Genomic DNA, 13,748 nt, shown 5'->3' with positions numbered 1-13,748 from the left:
TATTTGGGTACAAAAAATAATTTAATTTCGATAATTCTTCAAAATAAAGGCCCCAAATCCATTAAGAATTTGAGGCCAAACTTATTTGATATTGATGTTTATTTCTTGTTTAATGCAAGATCAATTTCTACAGCAATTGACACTGTAGCACCAACCATTGGGTTGTTACCAATACCAAGGAAGCCCATCATCTCTACGTGTGCAGGTACTGATGAAGAACCAGCAAACTGAGCATCTGAGTGCATACGACCCAGAGTATCAGTCATACCGTATGATGCGGGACCAGCTGCCATATTATCAGGGTGAAGTGTACGACCGGTACCACCACCAGAAGCAACTGAGAAGTATGGCTTACCAGCCAATACACGCTCCTTCTTATAAGTACCAGCTACAGGATGCTGGAAACGTGTTGGATTGGTTGAGTTACCAGTAATTGATACGTCAACATTCTCCTTCCAAAGGATTGCAACACCTTCACGAACATCGTCAGCACCATAGCACTTTACCTTGGCGCGAGGTCCGTCAGAGTAGGGAACTTCCTTCACAACCTTTACCTCACCGGTATAGTAATCAAACTGTGTCTGAACATATGTGAATCCGTTGATGCGGCTGATAATCATAGCTGCGTCTTTGCCAAGACCATTCAGAATAACTCGAAGAGGCTTTTTACGAACCTTATTTGCTTTCTCGGCAATTTTGATTGCACCCTCAGCAGCAGCGAATGACTCATGACCGGCCAAGAATGCGAAGCACTCTGTCTCCTCGCGCAGCAGGCGAGCGGCTAGATTGCCATGGCCAAGACCAACCTTGCGGTCGTCAGCAACAGAACCAGGAATACAGAAACTCTGCAGACCAATACCGATAGCTTCGGCAGCCTCAGCAGCACTCTTTACACCCTTCTTAATAGCGATAGCAGCACCGCATACGTATGCCCATTTTGCGTTCTCGAAGCAGATACGCTGGGTCTCTTCACACATCTGGTAAGGATCAATACCTGCCTTTTCGCAAATCTCATTAGCTTCTTCAATGCTATTGATGCCGTTTTCCTTCAGAGCTGCCAGCACCTGATTGATGCGACGCTCATAACTCTCGAATGAAACTTTTCTTATCATAGGAATAATCTTTTTTGCTTGTTAATCTTTAATTTTCAAATCTCAATTTTCAATTACTCCTTACGTGGGTCAATAGCCTTAACAATACCCTGCTCAGCAGTTGTACGACCGTATGAGCCAGTAAATTTCTTCACAGCCTCGTTGGCATCCATACCATCTTTAATGGCTTCCATCATCTTACCCAGGTGAACGTACTCATAACCGCAAACCTGATTGTCTTTGTCAAGGAATTGCTTGGTGATGTAACCCTCAGTCAACTCAAGATAACGTGTACCTTTGGCAACGGTGCCATAAAGAGTACCAGTCTGAGAACGTAGACCCTTACCCAGATCTTCCAAGCCAGCACCAATAACCAAACCGCCTTCTGAGAAAGCGCTCTGTGTGCGTCCATAAACAATCTGCAGGAATAACTCGCGCATTGCAGTGTTAATTGCATCGCAAACAAGGTCAGTATTCAAAGCTTCAAGGATAGTCTTGCCTGGCAGAATTTCGCTGGCCATAGCTGCAGAGTGAGTCATACCTGTACAACCGATAGTCTCAACAAGAGCTTCCTGAATAACGCCGTCTTTTACGTTCAGACTCAGTTTGCAGGCACCCTGCTGAGGAGCACACCATCCAATACCATGAGTATAGCCCGAAATGTCCTTAATCTCTTTGGCCTGAATCCACTTTCCCTCTTCGGGGATAGGAGCAGGACCGTGGTTGGGGCCTTTGGCCACAACACACATGTTTTCTACTTCCTTTGAATAAATCATAATACAAAAATATGTGTAATAAATGTTGCTATTAGCAAATTTGCGTTGCAAAATTACTAAATAATCCCGAAAGACTACCTAAAAATGGGTATTCTTTTTAGCCCATTAAGGAATTTTAGCAAGAAAAAAAGTCGTAACTAGAATTGTTTCTAGAACGGAGTTCCTTCAGTCATTGGTGGTATAGGCGCTTCTCCAAAACTCTGAAAATCAGATATCGGAGTATTAAGGTCATCTATACCATTAATTTTTGAACCTAATATTTCCCCTCCATCGGCAGGTGCTCTATTAGCAATATGGGTATCTTCAGGATTCTCAAATCGGGTATATTCTCCACGAAATGTAAGGAGCACATCGCCTGTAGCACCTTTTCTGTGTTTGGCAATAATAATCTGGGCCATACCATGAAGGTCACGTCCATTATCATCTTGATATATGTGATAATATTCTGGTCGGTGTACAAACAATACCATATCAGCATCTTGTTCAATAGCTCCGGATTCTCGTAAGTCGCTGAGTTGCGGACGTTTTCCTTCTAATCCTTCACGCGATTCTACACCACGATTCAACTGCGACAATGCGAGAATAGGAATGTTTAATTCTTTTGCCAAACCTTTTAAAGAACGTGAAATTGTACTAACTTCTTCTTGGCGTGATGAGAAACGCATTCCGTTGGCGTTCATCAACTGAAGGTAGTCAATCATTATTATCTTTACACCATGTTCACGCACAAGTCGTCGAGCTTTAGTGCGAAGTTCAAAGACTGACAGACCTGGCGTGTCATCAACGTAGAGTGGAGCGCCATACAGACCGTTAATTCTCTTATCCAGCCGGTCCCATTCGTCGGGCTGAAGCTGTCCACTTTGAAGATGTGATCCCTGAATTTCACATACATTCGAAATCAGACGGTTCACCAACTGAACATTAGACATCTCAAGTGAGAAGAAAGCGATAGGAATGTGTGCGTCTGAAGCAATGTTTTTCGCTAATGATAGTGCAAATGAAGTTTTACCCATTGCTGGTCGTCCGGCAATGATGACTAGATCACTGGCTTGCCACCCTGACGTCATATCATCCAGTTTGTGATAACCAGTTGTTACACCAGTAAGTCCATCTTTATTTGCTGCCGCTTTGTTAATCATGTCGATGGCATTCTTAATGACAGGATCTACCTGTGTATAATCCTTCTTCATGTTCTTTTGCGACAACTCAAAAAGTGACCCCTCTGCTTCTTGCATCAGTTCGTCAACGTCAATCGTTTCGTCGAAAGCTTTTGTCTCAATTACGCTTGCAAATGAAATGAGTTGACGAGCCAAGAATTTTTGTGCAATAATGCGTGCATGATACTCTACGTGTGCACTCGATGCAACTTTAGAAGATATTTCAGCTATGTAGCCTGGCCCTCCAATATTTTCTAATTCGCCTTTCTTTGCCAGTTGGTCGGTAACCGTCAACATATCTACAGGGCGCTCTGCCATACTCAAGTCTCGTATTGCTGCATATATCATCTGATTACGCGGTTCATAGAAACTCTCTGGGAATAGCATCTCGCACACTACTGCATAGGCATCTTTGTCAATGAGAAGTGCACCTAATACGGCTTTTTCTATATCAAGAGCTTGAGGTTGCAGGTGTCCATATGTGTTATCAATATTCGGCTTTGCTGTCCGCCGCCGAGGGGTCGCATTGTTTGGTTCTGGCATATTCTTTTTAATTGTTTAGGACTGCAAAGTTAACTATATTTTTCGAATATTGATTAAAATGAAATGAAAAAAATCAGGGGAACAACCCGAAAGTAGTTCCCCTTGAATTTGTTTGTTAAATGATATTTATTTTACATCCAGCTATAATCCATATTCCTGGTTGGGGAACATTTCCATAATCTACATAATTCTTTTTGTTTAAAAGATTGTTTGCCTCAGTATAAACTGTATATTTCTGAGTCTTCCATGCTAGTCTTGCATCAACTAAACCAAAAGGCTTGTAATTATGAACTTGTCCTGTAAAGTCTGTGTATTGTCCCACACGATCTTGCCATCGATAATATATTCCTAAGCTAAGATGCTCAATAGGCGTTAATTGCATATTTGCAGTAAACTTATGTTTCAGATACTCGAGGGCATATTGTGAAACTATTCCAGGTTCATTCTTTTTATCCTGATTGATATAGCTATAAGATAGTGCGCAGGAATTAATAATCTTTTGATGAGGCCAAAGAGTTTTTAGACTAATTCCAAGACTTGTTTCAACTCCATACGAATTGATACGTGTGTGATTAACGCTTTGCCAACTTGCATTTTGTCCCAATGAGGTATCCATTATCCAGTCTATCATGTTTCGGCCATGATGATGATAAATACTCATTTTAGCTTGGAGAATGTTATTACTATAGCTACTTCCAACTTCTAATGCATTCATTTCTTCTGGCTTAAGATGAGGGTCAGCAGCATATCCTTGAAGCTTATAATACATCTCCGTAAATGAAGGTAGTCTTAAAGATGAGTTGTAACTGGCAAATACTTTTGAATGTTTACCAATTCGGTAACTCATATCTATACCTGGATAGAGTTGCCAATCCATATTACTCTGCGTACTTTTCGTGGCTATAAAACCAGCAGATATTGTCAGACCCTCCAATAGGATATTGTGTTCCAGGTGAGCGGACATATTTGTACGGTTGATACCCAACGTGTAATCACGGTCAGTTCCTGCAATATGTTGAGGGGAGGGTAGTGGTTCGCCGAGGTTACCACTCACTAAGTCTTCATTGCGAAGTTCTGCTCCGAATGCAGTACGACCCAACATCCAGTCAAAATAACTGTTCAAGTTTAGACCATACACATTACAACGGTTATAGTTGAACTTCATTTTGTCACTTTGTCCACGATATCCCTCATATCGATCATTATGCTGGTTCCAGTAAACAGCAGGGCGGAAATGAATGATTCCACGCTTTGTTTCTGCCTGTAGAGCAGAGAACAGCTTTGTTGTGTGTTCGTATTGGTCGTCAGCTTGCCATTTGGGTGATGCATAGAAAGTGCTGGAGCCCCATCCTTTGTCGGTAATGCCCAAATGCCATGAACAGTGTACGTTGTCATTGTCGTATTCTCCTTGGTAGAAACCTTTAGAACCACTGAAATCAGTATTCAATGTTCCTGTCTTAGAACGACTGAAACCATCACTGCGCATGTAACTGCCACTTAGCTGGTTGTTCCATCTTTCCGATTTTACATTGGCTTTCACCCCAGCTTTGGCATAACCGTAGGATCCACCTTCCATGGTAACATCTAAACTACTTTGGCGTTCTGGGTGTGTCACAATGTTTATGGCACCCACAAGTGAAGAAGTTCCGTATGTTCGTCCTGATGGTCCTTCGAGAACTTCAATACGCACAACTTCGCTGAGTTCCACAGGAAGGTCCATTACATTATGGGCAGTTTGTGGATCACAGACATTGATACCATTAAGTAAAATCGTGATTTGTTCTTGTGTGCCACCTCGCACACTAATGTCTGTCTGGGAACCAAGTGCTCCTCTTTGGCGTACGTCAACGCCTACAGACATTTTTAAAAGGTCGTTAATACTTCGTACTGGCGCCGCCTGAATATCTTCACGGCTCAGTACAGTTACCATTCTGACCGCTTGACTCTGAGTCAGCGGGGCGCGTGATCCGGTGATACCTACATCACCAAGCCAAATCTCTTTTGTTGTTTGGGTAGAATCAACGCGCCATGTCTCATCGCTGATAGTGGCAGCTTTCGTAGAAGAAAGTGTAGCCACGCTCAGTACTGAGATTAGCACTTCGCGTCCCAAACATGAGAAAAGAGAGTAACCTTTTCGCTGGAATCTGCGAAAGACGATTACTTCACGCTTTTGAAAATTTGGTTTGTACATTAATTAAGTTGTTAAAAATAAAATGAAGAGACTTTCTCTTCAATGGTGTTATCATGAAAGTGTATATTCTTTTAAGAATCGTGGTGTATATCCTTTTTTACTTTTTGCAACTTCCTCCGGTGTGCCTTCACAGAGAATAGTACCGCCACCACGTCCGCCTTCAGGTCCCATGTCTATGATATGATCGGCTTGACAGATAACATCAAGGTTGTGTTCGATGACAATGACAGTATTACCACGATCCACCAATTTGTGGAGTACATTCATTAATATACGTATATCCTCAAAATGTAAGCCTGTAGTTGGTTCGTCAAGAATATACAATGTACGTCCAGTATCTCGCTTGGAAAGTTCTGTTGCAAGTTTTACTCTTTGGCTTTCTCCGCCGGATAGTGTTGTTGATGGCTGACCAAGTTTAATGTATCCAAGGCCAACATCTTGAATAGTTTTGATTTTTCGTAAAATGTCCGGCTGGTTTTCAAAAAAATCTACTGCCTGATTGATAGTCATGTCCAATACATCCGCAATGGACTTACCTTTATATCGCACCTCTAAAGTTTCACGGTTATATCGTTTACCATGACATTCCTCGCAAGGTACTTGGATATCAGGAAGGAAATTCATCTCTATTGTCTTATATCCATTTCCTCCACATGTTTCACAGCGTCCACCCTTAACATTGAACGAGAATCTTCCCGGTTTGTATCCGCGTATCTTAGCTTCAGGAAGACCTACGAAAAGCGAACGAATATCACTGAATACCCCTGTGTATGTAGCAGGGTTTGAACGTGGCGTTCTTCCTAAAGGAGACTGGTCAACATCAACAACCTTGTCAATATTCTCCAATCCTTCCACCGAATCAAATGGCATCGGCTGTTTTAATGATCGGTAAAAATGCTGAGAAAGGAGAGGTTGTAACGTCTCGTTGATAAGAGTTGATTTTCCTGATCCGCTTACTCCAGTAATTACAGTTAGTTTTCCAAGAGGAAATGTTGCGTCAATATGTTTTAAGTTGTTACCAGAACAGCCATGTATTTTTATGGAAAGACCATTGCCTGGCCTTCTTGTTGAAGCAGTTCCCTTCTTGTCATTTGATCCATCATCTGAAGTAGGATGACAAGACAGAGTACCATTCAAATATTGCGCTGTGATAGTATTCGTTTTCAGCATCTCTTCAGGAGTGCCCTGAAAAACCACTTCACCACCTTTACGTCCAGCCTTTGGACCTATGTCAATAATATAGTCGGCAGCCAGCATCATGTCTTTGTCATGTTCTACTACAATTACCGTATTGCCAAGATCGCGGAGTTGTTTCAGTGATTTAATGAGTCGTTCATTGTCGCGTTGATGAAGACCGATGCTTGGTTCATCAAGAATATATAGAACATTGACCAATTGGGAACCAATCTGAGTAGCAAGGCGAATACGCTGACTTTCACCACCTGAAAGTGATGCAGACTGACGGTTTAGTGACAAATAATCTAATCCTACTTGTAGCAGGAAGTCGATTCTTGTACGTATTTCTTTCAGAATTTCTTGGGCTATCTGGCTTTGCTGATTGGTAAGATGTTTCTCTACCTCATCAATCCATTGACGCAAATCATTAATATCCATTGCAGATAACTCTGCGATGTTCTTGTCCCAAATACGATATGATAGCGCTTCACGATTGAGTCGTTGGCCATGACATTCAGGGCAGGTACATTCGGCCATAAATTGATCAGCCCATTTCTGTCCACTTGCAGAATCGTCTGATTCAATAATATCGCGAAGATATTTTACTATACCGTCAAAACTTACAAAGTAGTCGCTTGAGGTGTGAACGATACTTTTGTCGATACGAACATCTTGAAGAGAACCATATAGGATTTCTGCCATTGCATCATCAGGAATATCCCTGATTGGAGTCTTAATCTCGCAGCCGTATTTCTTCAAGATAGCATCTATTTGCCAGAAGATAAGTTGGTTTTTATACTTGCCTAATGGTATGATACCTCCATCATGTATGCTTTGATTACGGTTAGGAATTACTTTCTCTAAGTCAATCTCGCTAACCTTTCCAAGACCTTTACATCGTGGGCATGCTCCTTGTGGAGAATTGAATGAGAAAATGTTTGGTGCAGGGTCGCTATAACTGATGCCCGTTGTCGGACACATCAGTCGCTTCGAAAAGAACTTCGGAGATGTCATGCCGTCTGTTGCAGAAGCGTCAAGTATCATGATAAGTCCCTCACCTTGTTTCATTGCCAGCGAAACAGATTTCTTCAAGCGGTCTGTTGGTGCCTGTTTATCTCCATTTTCAACAGGAATACTTAACTTGTCGATGACAACCTCAATATCGTGATTCTTATAGCGATCCACCTTCATGCCACGCGTAATCTCTATTAGCTCGCCATCTACACGCATTGTTAGATAGCCTTTCCGTCGCATGCTTTCAAATAATTCTCTATAATGACCTTTACGAGATCTTACAATGGGAGCAAGGATTATGAGTTTATGCCCCGCATAGTCGTTCATGATCATTTCTATGATTTTTTCCTCAGTGTATTTTACCATTGGCTCGCCGGTAACGTAACTATAGGCTTGTCCTGCACGAGCAAAGAGCAGGCGCATATAGTCGTAAATCTCAGTAGTTGTACCAACGGTAGAACGAGGATTCTTATTGGTCGTTTTCTGCTCAATGCTTATAACTGGCGAAAGTCCTGTAATCTTATCAACATCCGGACGTTCCATTCCACCTAAAAAGTTACGTGCATAGGCTGAGAATGTTTCTATGTATCGGCGCTGCCCTTCAGCAAATATGGTATCGAAAGCCAATGATGATTTTCCACTACCACTCAGTCCCGTAATAACAGTAAGTGAGCCTCTTGGAATAGTTACATCTATGTTCTTTAGATTGTGAACACGAGCACCATATACATTAATCTCCTGATGGCTATGATTACACATTTTAATAATTCTGTTTGTTGTGTTGTCTCTATTAATTTAATCAATAATTTCCTCCAGTTACGTTTTCTTTTGGCGAGAAACCTCGTAACAAATTAACGTCTCTTTTTATTTGGTATTCTTTTCCATCTGCACCTTTCGCTTCGACAAGTACAAAATAGACGCCTTCTTTTACGTCCTTTCCATTGTATTTTCCATCCCAACCGCTTGCAGGGTCACTCCATTCGTATAGTTTCTGGCCCCATCGGTTAAAAATGATTGCTCGGAATGAAATTATGTTTTTGTATTCTGGCTTAGCACGATAGATGTCATTCGTGCCATCACCATTGGGAGAAAATGCATTTGGAAACTCTAGTTTACTTTCCGAGATAGTCAGTTTAATAACTCCTGAATCAAGCTCTACGATTCCTGTGTTGTCTTGCAGAAAAGTTTTCAAAACAATTTCGTATTCGCCAGACTCAGCAAAGGTGTAGCTTGTGTTCTCCTCATATCGTACAAACAATTCACGTTTTGTCCGATTGTCTTTTGAGAGTCCTGTATGACGAAAGTGCCACTCGTATGAAGGTACTCTACCTTCAATCCCTGAAGGGTTTGCCCGGAATTCTACATCCAAAGGTGCTTGTGCATCATCTATGCTCATAGTCTCTGTTCGCTCATTACCGTCTTTGTCTTTGTAATAAGCAGTAGGAGAAACGGTTTGTCCTTTTGTCGTGAATCCAAAAGAAAAAAAGAAAAGTACCAGATACAAGTGTCTTAGAGTCATACTGTCAATAATTATTCTTTAAGTTTGCAAAGTTATAAAGAATCAATGAGAATGACAAATGATTTAGGAACTTTTACTTTGCAGATTTTTCTATTTGAAAATAAATCCAATTTAATATAGGTATTATCGTTTTTTTTTGTAACTTTGCACTTTATATGCATTATAACTTACTTTCTATGAAATTCAAAACAATCATGTTGGCTTATGCCGTTGCTGTATGTGTCAGTGGAGTGATGCCTGTACACGCACAATTTTCATCGTGGACAGCTGATAACGGCAATGGAACGTTTACCAATCCTCTTTTCTACGACGAATTTAGTGATCCTGATATTTTGCGAGTTGGAGATGATTATTACTTAGCAGGAACTACGATGCATGCAGTCCCTGGTCTTGTTATTTTGCATTCTAAGGATTTGGTAAATTGGGAGAATATCTCATATTGTTTTGATCGGTTTGACTTTGACGACCCTGCTTTTTCGTTGAAAAACGGTAAAGAAATCTACGGCGAAGGTATTTGGGCTCCTGCTATTCGTTATTCTAACGGTCAGTTCTACGTCTTTTCGAACATAAATGGGAAAGGACTTCAATGTTATACTGCAAAGGATATCCGTGGTCCATGGGAGCATCATAACATGAAAGGAAGAATTTACGATCTAAGCGTCTTGTTTGATGATGACGGAAAAATATATGCTATTCATGGCTATGGTGAGGTGCATTGTACCGAACTGAAAGCCGATATGAGTGGTCCTGTCGAAGGAACAGACCGTGTGATTATTCCTAATGGTTCGGCTGTTGGTGAGGGTCATCACATGTATAAGATAAATGGTATGTATTATTTGATATCTACGGATTATAAGCCTAATGGACGTACATTATGCTCTCGTTCAAAGAATATCTATGGTCCGTATGAGACATGCGTGATTACCGCTGACGAGACATTCGGATATCATGCAGCTCCATTGACTCAATGGAAAGGACGTATCGTTCCAGACGGCTCTCAGTTTGTAATTCCTAAGGCTGATGAAAATGCTACGGCTTGTAGTAATATTCATCAGGGAGGTATTGTTGAAGACCAAAATGGACAGTGGTGGGCATTGCTTATGCAGGATTTCCACTCTATTGGTAGAACTGTTACGTTGGCGCCTGTAACATGGAAAGACGGATGGCCATTTGTTGGGCTTGAAGGAAATTTAGGCCGCGCTCCGCGTACGTGGTTCAAACCACAACTTCCGCAACAGTTTCCTTCAGCTCCATATAATAGGTGTGAGAATTTTGATGGCAAACAATTAGGACGTGTCTGGCAGTGGAACCACAACCCTGAAGAGAAAATGTGGTCGTTAAATAATGGTCGCTTACGCCTTAAGACAATGCCAGCAGAGCAACTGATGTGGGCACGTAATACTCTTACCCAACGTGTAATAGGACCTTCTAGCATAACTACCGTTGAACTGTTCATAAATGGTATGAAGAATGGTGATGTTGCTGGATTGGGCAATATCAATGTTCCTTGTTCGTGGATAGGCATTGTGAAGAATGAAAAGCAGACATTACTGCGTTGGTTTGAACAAGTGAACAATGATACTATTGATCAACCCATCTCACTTCCTCATGGGAAGATTTGGTTACGCATGTGTGGAGATTTTGATAACGATAAGGCAGAATATGCTTATTCTGTAGATGGCGAACATTTTTATAATTTAGGTTGTGAGATGCGTTTAAGTTATCAGTTAGTTACCTTCCAAGGTTCTCGTCATGCTCTTTTTGCTTTTAATAAGAATGGTAAGAATGGCGGTTATGCTGAATTTGACAACTTTACTGTAGTTGAACCAGAGGCTGATCGGTCTCAGAATATTCCATACGGGAAAACGTTTCGTATCATAAATCTTGCTACTGGAAGACCGATGCATGCTCAGCTGCATGGATTGATGTATGACACCGATGCCAGGAATAATTCTCAGCAAACCCATTTCCGCCTAATCGACAAAGGGCAGGGTATGGTGAGCCTCCAGTGTGAAGATGGGCGCTATGTTTGGGTTTCGGGCATAGGCTTACCTGGCGATGTCAGGCTCACAAATGATTCCTCTAAAGCTGAAGTATTCCTTTGGCAAGATTATCTTGGTGGAGAATTTATGCTCATGTCAATGCGCACACATCAATATATAGGTAAAAGCCCAACAACGGGTAGCCCTTATTCGATGGATTATAAAGGAGCTGATCCTGCACGTCGAAATGGCTCAGTATTACGTTGGGAGGAAGTAAAGTAAAATGATTTCAGTAGAAGGATTAAAAGTGGAATTTGGGGTGAAGCCCCTATTCAGTGATGCAAGCTTTGTTATCAATGACCGTGACCGTATAGCTCTTGTGGGTAAAAATGGTGCCGGTAAGTCAACATTGCTTAAAATACTTAGTGGAAAAGAGCGCCCTACGGCAGGAACTGTCAGTGTTCCTTCCGATACAACGATTGGCTATTTGCCCCAGGTGATGATTCTCCAGGATAACACCACGGTACGGGAAGAAGCCCAGAAAGCATTTGCTGATGTGCAGAAAGTTAAAGATCGTATTGATCATATGGAACAACTACTTAATAGTCGTACAGACTATGAAAGTGCAGACTATATGGCTTTGGTCGAGAAATATACTTCTGAACATGAACGCTACCTAATGATGGGAGCAGAAAGCTATGAGGCGCAGATAGAACGTACACTTACCGGTCTTGGCTTTGAACGTTCTGACCTCGAACGCCCTACTAGCGAATTCTCTGGAGGATGGCGAATGCGAATCGAGTTGGCGAAGATCTTACTGAGACGTCCAAATGTTCTTCTTCTTGACGAGCCTACAAACCACTTGGATATTGAGTCAATACAATGGCTTGAACAATTTCTGGCTCAGTCGTCAAGTGCTGTCGTATTAGTTAGTCATGATAGAGCCTTTATTAATAATGTATCTAATAGGACACTTGAGATATCATGTGGCAAAATCATTGATTATCGTGTTAAATATGATGAGTATGTAGTTTTGCGTCGTGAACGTCGAGAACAACAATTACGTGCTTATGAGAATCAACAAAAGGAAATGGCCGATATTCGCGATTTCGTTGAACGTTTCCGATACAAGGCGACCAAAGCTGTTCAGGTACAGCAACGTTTACGTCAACTGGAAAAAATAGTTCCAATCGAAATCGATGAAGTTGACAATTCTTTTCTTCATCTGAAATTTCCACCTTGCTTGCGTTCTGGTGATTATCCAATTATTTGTGATGAAGTAGGAAAAGCTTATGGAAGTCATCAGATATTCAAGAATGTTAATCTTACTATAAAACGAGGCGAAAAAGTTGCATTTGTGGGCAAGAACGGTGAAGGAAAGTCCACGCTTGTGAAGTGTATTATGGGCGAGATTCCATATGATGGCAACTTAAAGGTTGGCCACAATGTTCAGATAGGCTATTTCGCACAAAATCAAGCTCAACTACTAGATGAGAGTCTCACCGTTTTCCAGACTATTGACAATGTGGCAAAAGGTGATGTGCGTCTGAAAATCAATGATATTCTAGGCGCTTTCATGTTTGGTGGAGAGGCTTCGGATAAGTATGTAAAAGTTTTGAGTGGTGGCGAACGTAGCCGTTTAGCCATGATACGGTTATTACTCGAACCTGTTAATCTGTTAATATTGGACGAGCCCACTAACCATTTGGACATGCCTTCGAAAGATGTTTTGAAAGAAGCAATCAAGGCTTTCGATGGAACCGCCATTATTGTGAGTCATGATCGAGAGTTTCTTGACGGTTTGGTTAGTAGAGTTTATGAGTTTGGTGGAGGAATGGTTCGTGAGCATATTGGAGGAATATATGACTTTTTGAAAACCAAGCAGATATCGTCTTTGGATGAACTTCAACAACAATCTAAAAACAATGAAGAAGATTCCATTCGAACAGATACGAAATGTACGTCTTCTAACGTTGCGGTTTCAAAGTCGGAACAGAGTTCTCCAAAAGTTTCTTATGCTGAGCACAAAGAACATCAAAAACGTATTAAAAAAGCTGAACGTGATGTTGCTGAGAGTGAGCGTCAAGTTGATATGATGGAAAAACGGTTGAAAGAACTTGATGTATTATTATGTGATCCGATGAAAGCATCCGATATGACTTTGGTGACAGAATATACAGATACCCGCAGGCAACTTGATGCTGAAGTTGAAAGATGGGAAAAGCTATCTGAGATCCTTGAGCTGTTAAAATCGTAATCAATTATTTGTTAAAATTTTAATTATACTAATTAGTAACAC

8 protein-coding genes are annotated in these 13,748 nt (G+C 41.2%); 2 read left to right on the top strand and 6 right to left on the bottom strand.

All coding sequences use genetic code 11. The features are described 5' to 3' along the window. Positions 1-98 precede the first annotated feature (98 nt). The 6 genes from L6475_RS06960 to L6475_RS06935 all read right to left on the bottom strand — a co-directional run bounded on the left by L6475_RS06960 (position 99) and on the right by L6475_RS06935 (position 9,467). On the bottom strand, positions 99-1,112 hold the full coding sequence (locus L6475_RS06960; RefSeq protein ID WP_237818475.1) for a GGGtGRT protein: 1,014 nt from the start codon (positions 1,110-1,112) through the stop codon (positions 99-101). A gap of 53 nt (positions 1,113-1,165) precedes the next feature. After that, positions 1,166-1,867: an iron-sulfur cluster assembly scaffold protein gene (locus L6475_RS06955; RefSeq protein ID WP_027450376.1), complete on the bottom strand. Its 702-nt coding sequence runs from the start codon at positions 1,865-1,867 to the stop codon at positions 1,166-1,168. A gap of 149 nt (positions 1,868-2,016) precedes the next feature. Beyond that, positions 2,017-3,567, bottom strand: coding sequence for a replicative DNA helicase (gene dnaB, locus L6475_RS06950; RefSeq protein WP_237818473.1), 1,551 nt, complete (start codon positions 3,565-3,567; stop codon positions 2,017-2,019). Between the two features lie 115 nt (positions 3,568-3,682). Next, positions 3,683-5,758, bottom strand: coding sequence for a TonB-dependent receptor (locus L6475_RS06945; protein ID WP_237818471.1), 2,076 nt, complete (start codon positions 5,756-5,758; stop codon positions 3,683-3,685). A 51-nt stretch (positions 5,759-5,809) separates the two neighbouring features. After that, complete coding sequence (gene uvrA, locus L6475_RS06940) at positions 5,810-8,707, bottom strand: excinuclease ABC subunit UvrA (protein WP_237818469.1); 2,898 nt, start codon at positions 8,705-8,707, stop codon at positions 5,810-5,812. 40 nt (positions 8,708-8,747) lie between these two features. Then, positions 8,748-9,467, bottom strand: a complete 720-nt coding sequence (locus tag L6475_RS06935; RefSeq protein ID WP_237818467.1) for a gliding motility-associated C-terminal domain-containing protein — start codon at positions 9,465-9,467, stop codon at positions 8,748-8,750. A gap of 233 nt (positions 9,468-9,700) precedes the next feature. Between L6475_RS06935 and L6475_RS06930 the strand changes: the two genes are divergently transcribed. Both L6475_RS06930 and L6475_RS06925 read left to right on the top strand, forming a co-directional pair. Further along, positions 9,701-11,731, top strand: a complete 2,031-nt coding sequence (locus L6475_RS06930) for a glycoside hydrolase 43 family protein (protein WP_237824073.1) — start codon at positions 9,701-9,703, stop codon at positions 11,729-11,731. Position 11,732: 1 nt separating this feature from the next. Further along, entirely contained in the window at positions 11,733-13,706 is a 1,974-nt protein-coding gene (locus tag L6475_RS06925) for an ABC-F family ATP-binding cassette domain-containing protein (protein ID WP_237818465.1), read from the top strand. The last annotated feature ends 42 nt before the right edge of the window (positions 13,707-13,748 follow it).

Source organism: Prevotella sp. E9-3 (genome assembly GCF_022024015.1).
Lineage (GTDB): Bacteria > Bacteroidota > Bacteroidia > Bacteroidales > Bacteroidaceae > Prevotella.
This window is presented reverse-complemented; position numbering and strand designations above follow the sequence as displayed.